Here is a 13,679-nt window from a genome sequence, read left to right as displayed (position 1 = left end):
TGGAATCTATTTGCGGCCTTTCATTGTGTCGGTGGCGCATGGGAACATATGTTCGTGTCGCATGAACCGCTGGATCAAGAAACGCCAGGTAATCACCCTGGCGGTGCTCGTTCCGGCGGTAATCATTCTGGCGGTAGTCGGTCCACAGGTGACGCAACAATCCTGCATGCGGACCTCGATTCGTTCTACGCATCAGTCGAGCAACGCGACGACCCGACTCTGGCCGGCAGGCCGGTCATCGTCGGTGGTGGGGTGGTCTTGGCGGCAAGCTACGAGGCCAAGGCGTTCGGGGTTCGCACAGCCATGAGCGGTGGTCAGGCCCGATCACTGTGTCCTCAGGCGATAGTCGTCCCTCCGCGAATGTCGGCGTACTCGCAGGCGAGCAAAGACGTGTTCGACGTCTTTCACGACACGTCGCCGCTGGTCGAAGGAATCTCCATAGACGAGGCCTTTCTCGAGGTCGGCGGGCTCGCCAAGATCGTGGGAAACCCGCTGCAGATCGGAGCCAACCTCAGACGCGATGTGGCCGAGCAGGTCGGACTACCGATCACGGTCGGAATCGCACGCACCAAGTTCCTGGCCAAGGTCGCCAGTGCATTCGCGAAACCCGACGGATTGCTGCGAGTGCCGCCGGAGGGCGAGACCGAGTTCCTGCATCCCTTGCCGGTCGAGAAGCTGTGGGGCGTCGGCAAGATCACGGCCCAGAAGCTGCGAAACTTCGACATCGTGACGGTGGGTGACATCGCTCGGCACGACGAATCCTCGATCGTCTCGATTCTCGGGGGCGGCGCCGGTCGCCATCTCTACGCACTCTCACACAATCGAGATCCGCGCCCCGTCCGCGCCTATCGTGGCCGCAGTTCGATGGGTGCTCAGCATGCGCTGGGTCGCGGATCCCATCCCCGCGCAGAACTCGATGCGTCGTTGATGTCCCTTGTCGACCGTGTCAGTCGACGCATGCGTTCGGCGCAGCGGACGGGGCGCACGGTCACGCTCCGGCTCCGCTTCGCGGATTTCACGCGGGCAACTCGATCTCACACGCTGCGCCGGTCCACCGCCGACACAGCGGAATTGCTGAACGCCTCGATGGTGCTGCTGGACGAAGCGATACCGATGATCGCGGACAAGGGCATCACGTTGATCGGCGTCGCTGTCTCCAACCTGGATCGGGACGGCGCCGAACAACTCGAATTGCCCTTCGACGGTCCAGGATTCGCGGGTCCGGACACTGCCGCCCTCGACTCGGCAATGGACAGTGTCCGGAAGAAGTTCGGCTCCGCGGCCCTCACGAGGGGAGTGCTCCTGGGACGCGATCCGGATCTGTCGGTGCCGCTACTGCCGGACTAGGTGAGGTTTTCTCGCAGAGTCGCTCCCTCGTATTCGCGACGGAACAACCCACGCGCCTGCAGCACTGGAATCACGTGATCGACAAAATCTTCCAGGCCCTGCGGATAGGTCGGCGGCATCAGATTGAAACCGTCGGCACCGCGGCCGTTCAACCAGGATCCCATCTCGTCGGCAATCGACTCCGGTGTTCCGATCATCGTTGCGTGACCACCACCCGCAGCGAGCGTCCCGAGGAGTTCCCGCACAGTCGGTGCGTCCTTCTCGACGATCCGCAAAATAGTGGCGTAGCGTCCCTGCGGCCCGGTGAACGCTTCGAGTGAAGGCAACGGGGGCACGGGCCCGTCGAGATCCCAGTTCTCGCAATCCTGTCCGGTGAACAACGAGAGTTGGCGTATCGACTGTTCGGTGGGCAGCAGGAGATCGAGTTCGGCCTTCTTCGCCCTGGCCTCGGCGACGGTGCTGCCGACGTAGGTGACCAGTCCCGGCATCACGGCGACAGAGTTCGAATCCCGGCCGGCTCGCTCGATTCTCGATTTCACGTCCGCGTAGTAGGCCTGTGCGCTGGGTAAGTCGTAGGCAACCGAATAGATTGCCTCGGCGCGACGCGCCGCCAGATCGCGGCCCTGCTCGGACGCCCCGGCCTGGAACAACACCGGCCGGCCTTGCGGGGAGCGCGGAACCGTCAACGGCCCGTCCACCCGAAAATGTTTGCCGTCGTGATCGATTCGAGAAATCCTGTTTGCGTCGGCAAAACGCCCCGACCGGTCGAGAATCAGCGCGTCTTCCGACCATGAATCCCACAATGCGAGGGCCACTTCGACAAATTCGTCGGCTCGTTCGTATCGGGATGCGTGATCGGGCATCGCCTCGAGTCCGTGGTTGCGCGCCTCCTGGTCGAACATCGAGGTCACGACGTTCCAGCCGGCCCGTCCGCCGCTGATGTGGTCGAGCGAGGCCAACAGTCGCGCCGCGTGAAACGGCGTGTAGAAAGTGGTGGAAATGGTGGTCACCAGGCCGATGTCCGCTGTCGCTCGTGCCATGGCAGTCAATGCGGTGATCGGCTCGAGAAACCACGACGCACCCGACTCGGGTTCGCGAACACTGTGACCGTCAGCGAAGAAGACGGCGTCCAGCTTGCCGCGTTCGGCGATCTGGGCGAGCGACTCGTAATACGTTATGTCGCCGAGACTTTCGACCGGTGAGTCGCGATGACGCCATGCCGCACTGTGATGTCCGCAACCGAGCAGGAACGCACCTATCCGCAGCTGTGCGCCCATCAGTTCTTGACGAGTCCGCCGTCGACAACCAGGTTCTGGCCGGTCACGGCCCGCGACCATGGGGAGGCGAAAAAGAGTGCAGCGTCGGCAAATTCGTCCGGCGTGGTGACTCGGCGCAGGGGAGTGCTTGCCGCGATCATGTCGAACACGGCTTCCGGTGTTGCGGCGCTCGCATCGGTGGTGCGGAGCAAGCCGCCCGAGACCATGTTGACTGTGATCCCGTCCGGACCGAGGTCGGCGGACAGCGTCCGTGTCAGTGCCAACAGTGCGGCCTTGGCAGCGGTGTAGTCGTGGTACGGAACTACCGGATTCTGGACCAGATTGGTTCCGACAGTGATGATTCGGCCGAAGCCGAGTTCGCGCATGCCTGGTAGCGCTGCCTGGGTGGTATTGAGTGTTCCGGCAACAGCTCCGCGTAGTTGAGAGTCGAAGTCGGCCCAGGTGATCGTGTCCGCGTTCGGCCGTGCATCGCCGTTGAACGAGAAGTCGACCAGTGCATTGTCGACCACGGTCGAGATCGGTGCGTCGAATCTCTCGCGTGCAGCGGAGAACAACTGGTCGACGGAACTGCGGTCCGTCACGTCCGCCTGGACTGCGAAGGTGCGATCCTCACCCAGTTCGGCGACCAGGGCCTCGGCGGCATCGCGGCTCTTGTTGTAGTTCACGATTACGCGGGCGCCCGAGCGGGAGAATGCTCGGCTCAGTGCGGCGCCGAGCCCGCGGGCGCCACCGGTGATCAGAACGATCTGCTCGTCGAGGTTCAATGCGCGCTGAAATTGCTGTTCGGTCACGTCGACATCCCTCCGCCAGTGCTAACTGGTCAGGTTCATCGGGTCTGATCTCAGCCGACTTTTTCGGCACCCCGTGTCACCGTCCATCAGACCACGTGAGGTGAATCGTCCTGAACGCCGGGTGCGTTGTAACGGCCGGCGCGATGAGTTTTCGATCGCGCGGGAGTCGTAATTGCAAGCGAAGTGGCAACCGGCCGCTCGCCTTCGCCCCAGGAGATTCCGATGACCACCCAGCCCGTCCACACTGTTTCCGGTAACGCCACGACGACGACACCTTCGGCCACGGCTCGCAAGCTCGGATACGTCCTGAGTGGGCTGTTCGTCGTTTTCATGCTCTTCGACGGCATCATCCACATTCTCAACCTTCAGACAGTCAAGGATGCGTCGGCTGAACTTGGGTTGCCGGACTCGCTGGCATTGACGGCTGGGGTGGTGCAACTGATCTGCCTTGCGCTGTACGTGATTCCGCGAACGTCGATACTCGGCGCGATTCTGCTCACCGGTTACCTGGGGGGAGCGGTGTTGACCAACCTTCGAGCTGAACAGCCTCTGCTGAGCACGACCCTGTTTGCCGTCTACACCGGAATCGTCATGTGGGCGGGACTGTATCTCCGGGACGAGAAGGTTCGCGAGATCATCCCGCTGCGTCGGGCCTGAAATAGGCCCCGAGGGGGTTGCGTGGGACGCGGTGTCCCATTATGTTTGACCTCATTCAAGTCCGTCGACTGCAATCGACGGACTGGCCGTGAGGAGACACCGATGGCTCGGTCAGCGTCGATCGAAGTGGAAAAGCCGTACCACCAGGTACTGCAGACTTTGTCCGAGGGCTCAGTTGCCCGCAGTTTCGATCCCTATCTCGACATCGACTGGGATTCACCAGAGTTCGCGATCGATCCGCATGATCCGAGATGGGTGCTCTCGTCCGTGTCGGACCCCCTCGGGGCGACGCAGTGGTACCAGGATCAGTCGTTGGAGCGTCGAATCGCCATGGGAATGTGGCGTCAGGCGAACGTGACCAAGGTGGGTTCGGCCTTCGAGAGCATCTTGATCCGGGGAATGCTGCAATACATCATGGCGCTACCCAACCAGTCGCCTGAGTTTCGGTACTGCCTGCACGAGATGACCGAAGAGTGCAATCACATCCAGATGTTCCAGGAACTCGTCAATCGCATGGACATCGACGTGCCGGGTATGCGTCCGATGTTCCGGCGACTGTCGCCGATCATCGGAGTGCTGGGAGCAAAGTTCCCGGTCATCTTCTTCATCGGCATTCTGGCTGGTGAAGAACCGATCGACCACTTCCAGAAGGATCTCATCCGTGAGGGTAAGGACACGCCGCCGGCGATGCTCCGCACCATGGAGATCCACATCGCCGAAGAAGCGAGACACATCTCGTTTGCTCACGAGTTCCTGCGCAATCACGTCCCCAGACTCAGTCGTACGAGTCGAGCCATCACATCGGTCGCCTTCCCCGGCGCGATGCGTTGGCTTGCGGGTGAAATCATGTCACCGCCAAAGGAATTCGCCGAAGAATTCGGAATCCCGGACGAGGTGATGAAGAGCGCCTTCTGGGGGAGCCCGCATTCACGCCGCATCCTGGGTAACTACTTCGGCGAAATGCGAGCCCTGGCAGACGAACTCGGATTGATGAATCCGGTGTCGAAGCGTGCGTGGCGAAAGCTGCGCATCGACGGCGACTACGCCCGCTACCGCGGCGAGCCGAAGCGTTCCGACAAGACCCGGATCTAGTCCGGCCGCGAAGTTCCTCCGTCGGAGGACACCAGCTCGGCTATGAGCGTGGACAATTCGACATGGGGATCGATCTGTAGTCCGCTCGAGCGGGCAACGCCGTCGAACATGTACCAGGTGTATTTCGCGAGGTCGGCGACGATCTCTTCGCGGCTCGGTTTCGGATCGGTGCTTCGGACCCAGTGGGTGAGCGTGCCCTCGACCATTGTCACCACTGCGAACGGTAGTGAATCGAAGGGTGAGGAGTCGATCCCCACGGATCGACCGACTTCGGTGATAGTGGTGCGGGCGGAGTCGGCGATTGTGGCCTTCAGACTGCTGATCGCGTCGATGCTCTCGTCGTCGTAGTCGGTGGGGCCGGTACCCATGAACTCGTGAATCCGCGGATGCTCGGTGATCCACTCGGCGACGGCGCTGATGGTTCGGGTCAGGATCTGGTCGAGAGTGCCTACCGAAATGCTCATCGAAGCATCCAGGGCCGCCGCAAATTGGCCGAGCACAAACGCTCGCACTCGTCGATCGAGGTCGTCTCGGCCGCTGAATTGGCGGTACACCACCGACTTGGCGAGGCCGGCACGATCGGCGATCTGCTGGACGGACACCTCGGCACCTGCCGCACGCTCTTCGATCAGTTCGACCGCCGAGGTGAGTATCCGTTTCTGACGCTCGGAGTTGTGTCGCTCCCACCGCGCTTCGCGACCGGTCAACTCTGCAGTGACAGGTTGCACAATTGCGTCGCTCGGCATCGCGCCAGTCTATCCGGACGGACCTGCCGTGTTTCCGACTTGTCATCGGGCGCGGCATCGGGATCGGTCGTCGGTACAACGTGGGACACTGGTCGAGTGAGGTTGTATCGAGACACGGCGGTGGTGCTGCGCCTGCACAAACTGGGCGAAGCCGACCACATCGTCACGTTGCTCACCCGTCAGTTCGGGTTGGTACGTGCCGTGGCCAAAGGTGTCCGCCGAACCACCTCCAAATTCGGTGCCAGACTCGAACCGTTTGCTCACATCGACGTGCAACTACTTCCGGGCAAGAATCTCGACATCATCACTCAGGTGCAGACGGTCGACGCATTCGCCACCGACATCGTCGACGACTACAGCCGGTACACCACGGCCTGCGCCGTACTCGAAACTGCCGAGCGGTTGGCCGGCGAGGAACGCGCGCCGGCCCCGCAGCTTCAGCGATTGACGGTGGGAGCACTGCGTGCGATCGCCGAGCAGGCACGACCGGTCGAGTTCGTGCTCGACGCGTTCTTGTTGAGAGCCATGGGCTATGCGGGTTGGGCGCCTGCCCTCGAAGAGTGCGCCCGCTGCAGTGCTCCTGGACCGCACCGGGCCTTTCATGTCGCCGCAGGCGGAGCCGTGTGTACCTATTGCCGCCCGGCGGGTGCTGCGACGCCGTCGCCCGGAGTGCTCGACTTGATGGAAGCCCTGCTCCGAGGGGAGTGGGAGGGTACCGATTCGGCGCCCGCGACGCTGCGGACGCAAGCCAGCGGACTGGTCGCGGCACACCTGCAGTGGCATCTCGAGCGCCAATTGCGGACGTTGCCGCTGATCGAGCGTTCGAGGCCGCATGCAGCCGTCGAGGTCGACTTGCCCGTGAGGCAGGATGGAACACGTGATTCGACGACGCGAACCGCGAACTCCGCTTGATTCTGCTGCTGACCGGGTGATCCGACCACCGGACCCACATCCGTCCGGGGCGACCCCGCCGATCCTGCAGACCGAACTGATCCCGCGCCACGTCGCTTTGGTGATGGACGGCAACGGACGATGGGCGCAGGAGCGCGGTCTGCCCCGAACCGCCGGGCACGAACGCGGCGAAGCTGTCCTGATGGACACCGTCTGCGGGTGCATCGAGATGGGTGTCGAGTGGCTCTCCGCTTACGCCTTCTCCACCGAGAACTGGAAGCGCAGTCCCGACGAGGTTCGATTCCTGATGGGCTTCAACCGTGATGTCATCCGCCGTCGACGCGACGAGATGAACGAAATGGGTGTGCGTGTTCGCTGGGCCGGTCGTAAGCCACGCCTGTGGGCCAGCGTGATCAAGGAACTCGAGATCGCCGAAGAACTGACCAAGAACAACACCGTCATGAACTTGACCATGTGTGTGAACTACGGCGGCCGGGCCGAAATTGCCGATGCGGTAAAGGAAATCGCGAAGCGTGTCGCGGCCGGTGAGATCAATCCGGACAAGATCACCGAGGCGACGGTTGCCAAGTACCTCGACGAACCCGACATGCCCGACGTCGATCTCTTCCTGCGTCCGTCGGGGGAACAGCGGACGTCCAATTTCTTGATCTGGCAATCCGCCTACGCCGAAATGGTGTACCAGGAGAAGCTGTTTCCCGATTTCGACCGCCGCGACCTTTGGGCCGCCTGCGTCGAGTACGCCTCACGTGACCGTAGATTCGGTGGCGTCAAATGACAGGGGAGAACATGACCGACACCACCGACGAAGCAGCCCGCCTACAAGAACGCGCGGCCGCCTCGCTGGCGCATTTCGTGACGGTCGATGTGGCTGCCGACGGATCACTGGGTTTCCAGTACTCCGGCGCGCTGTGTTCCATCCAGGCGATGAATCTGTCCGAGGGTCTGGACGTGCTGTCCATGACGTGCGTTCTCGCATGGGACCGACCGGTCAGCGCGGCACTGCATCGCAAGGTGGCCGAGCGAAATCGCACCATCCAATTCGGCTCCATCGCGGTGTTCGGCCACGGCAGTCTGGCGGACGTCATCCTGCGTTACACGTTCCCTGCCGCCGGACTGGACGACGAGGCACTGACCACGATGTTGCTACTGGCGCTCACCGGTGCCGATACCGCCCGGCAGGGTTTGATTCCCTGACGCTCTCAGGCGGCGGCGCAGTCGCGGCAGGTGCCGAAGATCTCGACGGTGTGACTCACTTCGGTGAAACCGTTGTCCTCGGCGATGGTCTGTGACCACTGCTCGACCGTCGGGCCCTCGACCTCGACGGTGAATCCGCAGTTGCGGCACACCAGGTGATGGTGGTGCCCGGAGGAGCAGCGTCGGTAGACGGACTCACCTGTGTCGGTGCGTAGGACGTCGATGGTTCCGGCGTCGGAGAGTGCCTGCAGCGTGCGGTAGACGGTGGTCAGGCCGATGCCTTCACCTCGCTTGCGCAGTTCGTCGTGCAATTCCTGTGCCGACTTGAATTCGTCGATGTCGTCGAGCAGGGCGGAGATGGCGCTGCGCTGTTTCGTGGAACGAACGCCGACTGTGGCCGGTCCACGTTTCGAGGTCGTACTGCCCGGGGTGTTCATGCGGTGGAATCTCATCCTTCTTCGGCGTGGGCGACAGCGTCGACGACGATGTGTGCAAGGTGATCGTCGACGAGTCGATAGAGAACTTCTCGTCCGTTGCGCTCGCCGCGGACGACGCCCGCTGCTTTGAGTACGCGCAGATGCTGGCTGATGAGTGGCTGAGTGACACCGAGAGCTCCGACGAGTTCGTGAACGCAACGCTCCGACTCGTGCAACTGAAGCACGATCGCGATCCGAACGGGTGCAGCGAGCGCCCGCAGAATTTCGCCGGCGGCCGCCAGGGTTTCCTTGGGCGGCACGGGCGCGGGCGGTGCGGCTTCGAACGGGTCGTGCGCGTGTCCGAGGTCGGAATGATCATGGCTTTTGTGGAGATCGCCGGTATCCGCAATGCTCACAGCGAGGCTCCTTCGAGGGGTAGATCATGATGTCCGGGCATAGCCATCTCACCACATTATTGCAAATCACTTTCATTTTGATATGCACAAGTATGCATGTCAACCTTGGACGGAAGTGCGTGGCAGCCGCCAGATAGGCTGATGGTGCGAAAAGCGCACGAAAATCATGCATCTATTACCCAGATGGAGAGCAATCGAGTGGCACCCAAGTCCAAGATCGAAGCCGTTGTCAATCTCGCCAAGCGGCGAGGCCTGGTCTACCCGTGCGGTGAGATCTACGGCGGTACCAAGTCCGCATGGGACTACGGCCCATTGGGTGTCGAGCTCAAGGAGAACATCAAGCGCCAGTGGTGGCGCAACATGGTCACCAGCCGCGAGGACGTCGTCGGCCTCGACTCGTCGGTGATCCTGCCCCGCGAGGTGTGGGTCGCGTCCGGTCACGTCGGTGTCTTCAACGACCCGCTCGTCGAGTGCCTCAACTGTCACAAGCGTCACCGTCAGGATCACCTGCAGGAGGCGTACGCGGAGAAGAAGAAGCTCGACAACCCGGACGACGTCTCGATGGATGTCATCGGTTGCCCCGACTGCGGCACCGTCGGCCAGTGGACCGAGCCGCGCGACTTCAACATGATGCTCAAGACGTACCTCGGCCCCGTCGAGAGCGAAGAGGGTATGCACTACCTTCGCCCCGAGACCGCTCAGGGCATCTTCGTGAACTTCGCCAACGTGCTGACCACCTCGCGTAAGAAGCCGCCGTTCGGCATCGGCCAGATCGGCAAGAGCTTCCGCAACGAGATCACCCCCGGCAACTTCATCTTCCGCACCCGTGAGTTCGAGCAGATGGAGATGGAATTCTTCGTCAAGCCGGGCGAGGACGAGCAGTGGCATCAGTACTGGATCGACTACCGCCTTGACTGGTACACCGGCCTCGGTATCAACAAGGACAACCTGCGTCTGTACGAGCATGCGCCGGAAAAGCTTTCGCACTACTCGAAGGGCACGACCGACATCGAGTACCGCTTCCACTTCCAGGGCAGCGAATGGGGCGAGCTCGAGGGCATCGCGAACCGTACCGACTTCGATCTCTCGACGCACTCCAAGCATTCGGGCACCGAGCTGAACTACTACGACCAGACGACGGGCGAGCGGTACACGCCGTACGTCATCGAGCCGGCGGCCGGTCTCACGCGTTCGCTGATGGCCTTCCTGGTCGACGCCTACACCGAGGACGAGGCGCCCAACTCCAAGGGCGGCGTCGACAAGCGCACAGTGCTCCGCCTGGATCGTCGACTCGCTCCCGTCAAGGCTGCCGTTCTGCCGCTCTCGCGTAACGCGGACCTGACGCCGAAGGCCAAAGATCTTGCAGCGCAGCTGCGTCAGAATTGGAACGTCGAGTTCGACGACGCCGGCGCCATCGGTCGTCGTTACCGTCGCCAGGACGAGATCGGCACACCGTTCTGCATCACGGTCGACTTCGACACTCTCGAAGACCAGGCTGTGACGGTGCGTGAGCGTGACTCCATGGCGCAGGAACGCGTCGCCCTCGATCAGGTGGAAAGCTACCTGGCCGCACGGCTGATCGGCTCCTGATTCTCGTTCGAAGCTGACGGGCGGTCCTTCTCAATCGAGAAGGACCGCCCGTTTTCTCTTTCCCCGATGGTCCTTCAGGCGCAGGATCGAAGTTATGAGAAAACTCAGCGTGACCAACAGCGTGACTCTCGACGGTGTCATGCAGGCACCTGGTGGGCCGGACGAGGACCGTCGTGGCGGATTCGAGCACGGTGGGTGGGCAGCACCCTTCAACGATTCCGTCATGGCGCAGAAGATGGGGGAGGGGATGGCGAAGAAATCGGCGTTGCTGTTCGGTCGCAGAACTTACGAAAACTTCGCCTCGTACTGGCCGTTTCAGACCGACAATCCGTTCACCGAGGTGCTCGACAACACGCAGAAGTACGTAGCGTCAAGGACTTTGGGTGAACCGCTGCCGTGGAAGAACTCGACCTTGTTGAAAGGTGATGCCGCCGACGCGGTCGCCACGCTCAAGGAAAGTGAGGGCCCGGATCTGGTGATTCTGGGCAGCGGCGACTTGATCACGTCCTTGGCCGAGCGACGTCTCGTCGACACCTACACTCTGCTGATACATCCGCTGGTTCTCGGAACCGGGCGCAGATTGTTCCCCGACGGAGCTGCGCTCGCTCAGTTCACCCTCACCGACAGCGTCCCCACGACAACAGGCGTCATCATCGCGACGTATCAGTTGAGCTGAACACAGTTGAGCTGAACACAGTCGAGCTGAGTACATCAGGGAACTCGCCGAAATGCCGGATCTGCCAGCGCTGAGTTCTGACTGCTTGCGCGCTGGTCGGCGTAACCCAGGGTGCATAGACCCGGACAGCGCGCTTACCGCCGGAGAAGTTCGTCGAGACGATGTCGTGTTCGACGAGGGTTTCGACGGGAAAGACGAAGTGCCCCGAATGCTCTTCGTCGTATACCTTCACCACGAACAGCATCACGCGGTCGCTGGCGTCGAATGGGCGGATGGGCCCGGCCTCTGAACGGCGCCACAGTGTGACGAACTGACCGAGCTTGGTCGGCGTCGTCTTGGCGGTTCGATAGACGGTGGGAAGGCCGTTGACGGTCAGCGTGTGAGCGTCGTACTCAGCACCCTCGGACTCGGGAATCGGTGTGGACCAGGTAAATCCGTCGGCGTTCATCGGCACCGATGATGCCACGAACCACCGACAACCTTCGTGACGAACGCTGTCGGTGGTAGTCCCGATTCAGGCCGAAGGCACCTTGTCGAGAAACCCGAGGACAAGCGTCACCCGGCCGTCGTCGTCGCGTTCGAGTACGTCGAATCCGTCGATCAGTGACTCGGCCCCCGACGGGCCGAGAGCCCAACCGAATCGGGCCTGTCGGTGATGCGCGTCCACCGGTCCGACGAGGGTGAAGTGCATGCCCGGAAATTGTTGCTGCACAGCGTTGATCATCGCGTCGATCTGATCGTGTCCGGTGACGTCCGCGAGCGGATCGGTGTAGCGACCGCCGGGTGCGAACAATTGCTCGACCCGTGCTTTACGGGCGGTGGTATCGGTTTCGTTCCACATGTCGATGTAGGCGTCGGCGATTGCGTCGAAGTCGCTCATGGTCGCTCCCTTGATCAGTTTCCGGTGGTGAATGTCCGGCGGCCTCGCCGGCTGAGACCACTGTTCCTCCGAAACTGCTTCGGGTCGATTACCTCTGAGGTCATGGCCTCGGCTACCTCGGGTCGCTAACTTGAAAGAATGACCTTCGAGACGATGGACGTGGGCTCCGAACTCAAGCGGTGGCGGGAGCGGCGAAGGCTCACTCAGTTGGGTCTCTCGGCGGCGGCAGGAGTGTCGACCAGGCATCTGAGCTTCATCGAAACCGGCCGCTCCAAGCCGAGCCGGGACATGATTCTTCACCTGTCCGAATGTCTGGATGTTCCTCTACGACAACAGAACACGCTTCTGCTGGCAAGTGGCCACGCGCCGGAGTACTCGCAGAAGTCGTTGGCAGAAGCGCCGATGTCAGCGGTGAGTGAGGCCATCGATCGCATCATCGACGCGCATGACCCGTATCCGGCCGTGGTGGTCGATCAGCAGTGGGAGATGGTCGCCGGGAACCAGGCCGTGGGAATTTTGACCGCGGGCGCCGCTGATTTCCTCCTGGAACCACCGGTGAACGTATTGCGTCTGAGCTTGCATCCCGAGGGCATGGCGCCGCGGATCGTGAACCTCGCGCAGTGGCGGGCCCACCTGCTCACAAGGCTGGCTCGGGAAGTGGAGGTCAGTGCGGATGCGCAGCTGTCGTCGTTGCTCGACGAGCTGCGCGCCTATCCCAGCGGCGGAGACTGGCACGACGACCGCGCGAATTCCCTGCTGGTTCCGTTGCGTCTACGCGTCGGCGATACCGAACTGGCGATGTTCAGCACCACCACAGTGTTCGGTACGCCGCGCGACGTCACGCTCGCAGAGATTGCGATCGAATCGTTCTACCCGTCGGACACGCAGACGGCCGACTACTTTCGATCGGCCGCCGAGGTCACAGGGACTTCTTGCCGAACTTGAGCTTCCACGGCACCAGTGCAGACTCCAACTGAACCGAGAGACTCATCTTGGAGACGCCTTCGGTGCGCTCCTCGAAGCGGATGGGCGTTTCGGCGATCTTCATGCCGCGCTGAACAACTCGGTAGTTCATCTCGACCTGGAACGCGTAGCCGTTGCTCTGCACCGATTCGACGTCGATGTCGCGCAAGGTCTTTGCATGCCACGCCTTGAAGCCGGCGGTCGCATCCTTGACGTGCAGTCGCAGAATGGCGTTGACGTAGAAGTTCGCCCAGGCGGACAAAGCCTTGCGGTGCCACGGCCAGTCGCCGGCGACTGCGCCGCCTTCGACATAGCGGGAGCCGAGAACGACTGCCGCATCGGTAGTGGTGAGGATCTCGATCATGGCGGGGATCGCCTCGGACGGGTGCGAGAGATCTGCGTCCATCTGAATGACGATGTCTGCGTTCTCCGCCAGAGCCCGGCTCATGCCCGCGACGTAAGCACGGCCGAGTCCGTCCTTGACCGTGCGGTGAAGCACTCCGACCGGGATGGGACCGTCGATACCCAACTTGTCCGCAACCTCACCCGTGCCGTCGGGGGAGTTGTCATCCACCACGAGGACGTGCAGGTTCGGGATCTTCAACGCGGCGAGGCGATCGACGAGCTTTGGCAGGTTCTCACGCTCGTTGTATGTAGGTACAACGACGGTTATCTGCGGGGCGACGCTTTCCATAACACCTTCGTATGATCTGTGATCCCGA

17 protein-coding genes and 1 riboswitch are annotated in these 13,679 nt (G+C 62.0%); of the genes, 9 read left to right on the top strand and 8 right to left on the bottom strand.

All coding sequences use genetic code 11. The annotated features are described in order from the left end of the window. Nucleotides 1–48: 48 nt before the first annotated feature. Nucleotides 49–1,347: a DNA polymerase IV gene (dinB, locus tag RHP72_RS17820; RefSeq protein WP_162113806.1), complete on the top strand. Its 1,299-nt coding sequence runs from the start codon at nt 49–51 to the stop codon at nt 1,345–1,347. On the opposite strand, the gene RHP72_RS17815 is transcribed toward dinB, so the two are convergent. Both RHP72_RS17815 and RHP72_RS17810 read right to left on the bottom strand, forming a co-directional pair. Next, on the bottom strand, nt 1,344–2,624 hold the full coding sequence (locus RHP72_RS17815; RefSeq protein WP_311093648.1) for an LLM class flavin-dependent oxidoreductase: 1,281 nt from the start codon (nt 2,622–2,624) through the stop codon (nt 1,344–1,346). The two genes, dinB and RHP72_RS17815, sit on opposite strands and share 4 nt — an antisense overlap. Beyond that, nucleotides 2,624–3,388, bottom strand: coding sequence for a 3-oxoacyl-ACP reductase (locus tag RHP72_RS17810; protein ID WP_046379952.1), 765 nt, complete (start codon nt 3,386–3,388; stop codon nt 2,624–2,626). Before RHP72_RS17810 ends, RHP72_RS17815 begins: the two co-directional genes overlap by 1 nt. Before the next feature lie 17 nt (nt 3,389–3,405). Next, nucleotides 3,406–3,499, bottom strand: a riboswitch (TPP riboswitch). 138 nt (nt 3,500–3,637) lie between these two features. On the opposite strand from RHP72_RS17810, the gene RHP72_RS17805 reads away from it, so the two are divergent. Both RHP72_RS17805 and RHP72_RS17800 read left to right on the top strand, forming a co-directional pair. Further along, complete coding sequence (locus tag RHP72_RS17805) at nt 3,638–4,072, top strand: DoxX family protein (protein ID WP_054781580.1); 435 nt, start codon at nt 3,638–3,640, stop codon at nt 4,070–4,072. 102 nt (nt 4,073–4,174) lie between these two features. Then, complete coding sequence (locus RHP72_RS17800) at nt 4,175–5,164, top strand: diiron oxygenase (RefSeq protein ID WP_003944493.1); 990 nt, start codon at nt 4,175–4,177, stop codon at nt 5,162–5,164. On the opposite strand, the gene RHP72_RS17795 is transcribed toward RHP72_RS17800, so the two are convergent. After that, nucleotides 5,161–5,910, bottom strand: coding sequence for a TetR/AcrR family transcriptional regulator (locus tag RHP72_RS17795; protein ID WP_003944575.1), 750 nt, complete (start codon nt 5,908–5,910; stop codon nt 5,161–5,163). The two genes, RHP72_RS17800 and RHP72_RS17795, sit on opposite strands and share 4 nt — an antisense overlap. A 96-nt stretch (nt 5,911–6,006) precedes the next feature. Between RHP72_RS17795 and recO the strand changes: the two genes are divergently transcribed. From recO to RHP72_RS17780, 3 genes are read left to right on the top strand one after another with little or no spacing between them, the layout of a single operon-like run. Beyond that, entirely contained in the window at nt 6,007–6,822 is an 816-nt protein-coding gene (gene recO / locus RHP72_RS17790) for a DNA repair protein RecO (RefSeq protein WP_029255636.1), read from the top strand. Further along, nucleotides 6,779–7,597, top strand: a complete 819-nt coding sequence (locus tag RHP72_RS17785) for an isoprenyl transferase (protein ID WP_003944543.1) — start codon at nt 6,779–6,781, stop codon at nt 7,595–7,597. Before recO ends, RHP72_RS17785 begins: the two co-directional genes overlap by 44 nt. After that, nucleotides 7,594–8,016, top strand: a complete 423-nt coding sequence (locus RHP72_RS17780; RefSeq protein WP_019749000.1) for a YbjN domain-containing protein — start codon at nt 7,594–7,596, stop codon at nt 8,014–8,016. The genes RHP72_RS17785 and RHP72_RS17780 overlap by 4 nt, the downstream gene beginning before the upstream one ends. A 5-nt stretch (nt 8,017–8,021) precedes the next feature. Here RHP72_RS17780 and RHP72_RS17775 read toward each other — a convergent pair whose 3' ends face one another. Together RHP72_RS17775 and RHP72_RS17770 are read right to left on the bottom strand one after the other, a co-directional pair. Continuing rightward, nucleotides 8,022–8,453 (bottom strand): Fur family transcriptional regulator, encoded by a 432-nt coding sequence (locus RHP72_RS17775; RefSeq protein WP_003944514.1) that lies wholly within the window; start codon nt 8,451–8,453, stop codon nt 8,022–8,024. Nucleotides 8,454–8,464: 11 nt separating this feature from the next. After that, nucleotides 8,465–8,848: an ArsR/SmtB family transcription factor gene (locus tag RHP72_RS17770; RefSeq protein ID WP_397517591.1), complete on the bottom strand. Its 384-nt coding sequence runs from the start codon at nt 8,846–8,848 to the stop codon at nt 8,465–8,467. Between the two features lie 198 nt (nt 8,849–9,046). Here RHP72_RS17770 and RHP72_RS17765 point away from each other — a divergent pair, with 198 nt between their 5' ends. Together RHP72_RS17765 and RHP72_RS17760 are read left to right on the top strand one after the other, a co-directional pair. Beyond that, nucleotides 9,047–10,438, top strand: coding sequence for a glycine--tRNA ligase (locus RHP72_RS17765; RefSeq protein WP_003944491.1), 1,392 nt, complete (start codon nt 9,047–9,049; stop codon nt 10,436–10,438). Nucleotides 10,439–10,532: 94 nt separating this feature from the next. Beyond that, nucleotides 10,533–11,114, top strand: a complete 582-nt coding sequence (locus RHP72_RS17760; protein ID WP_217017343.1) for a dihydrofolate reductase family protein — start codon at nt 10,533–10,535, stop codon at nt 11,112–11,114. Here RHP72_RS17760 and RHP72_RS17755 read toward each other — a convergent pair. Next, nucleotides 11,089–11,580 carry a MepB family protein gene (locus tag RHP72_RS17755; RefSeq protein WP_054781578.1) on the bottom strand — a complete coding sequence of 164 codons (492 nt, stop codon included), beginning with the start codon at nt 11,578–11,580 and terminating at the stop codon, nt 11,089–11,091. The two genes, RHP72_RS17760 and RHP72_RS17755, sit on opposite strands and share 26 nt — an antisense overlap. Nucleotides 11,581–11,628: 48 nt before the next feature. Beyond that, complete coding sequence (locus RHP72_RS17750; protein ID WP_054781579.1) at nt 11,629–11,994, bottom strand: nuclear transport factor 2 family protein; 366 nt, start codon at nt 11,992–11,994, stop codon at nt 11,629–11,631. Between the two features lie 138 nt (nt 11,995–12,132). Between RHP72_RS17750 and RHP72_RS17745 the strand changes: the two genes are divergently transcribed. Beyond that, nucleotides 12,133–12,939, top strand: a complete 807-nt coding sequence (locus RHP72_RS17745; protein ID WP_042924110.1) for a helix-turn-helix domain-containing protein — start codon at nt 12,133–12,135, stop codon at nt 12,937–12,939. On the opposite strand, the gene RHP72_RS17740 is transcribed toward RHP72_RS17745, so the two are convergent. Next, on the bottom strand, nt 12,914–13,651 hold the full coding sequence (locus RHP72_RS17740; protein WP_003944487.1) for a polyprenol monophosphomannose synthase: 738 nt from the start codon (nt 13,649–13,651) through the stop codon (nt 12,914–12,916). The genes RHP72_RS17745 and RHP72_RS17740 overlap by 26 nt on opposite strands. Nucleotides 13,652–13,679: the final 28 nt, after the last annotated feature.

Origin of the sequence: Rhodococcus sp. SG20037, from assembly GCF_031763325.1 — a bacterium.
Taxonomy (GTDB): Bacteria; Actinomycetota; Actinomycetes; order Mycobacteriales; family Mycobacteriaceae; genus Rhodococcus_F; species Rhodococcus_F qingshengii.
This window is presented reverse-complemented; position numbering and strand designations above follow the sequence as displayed.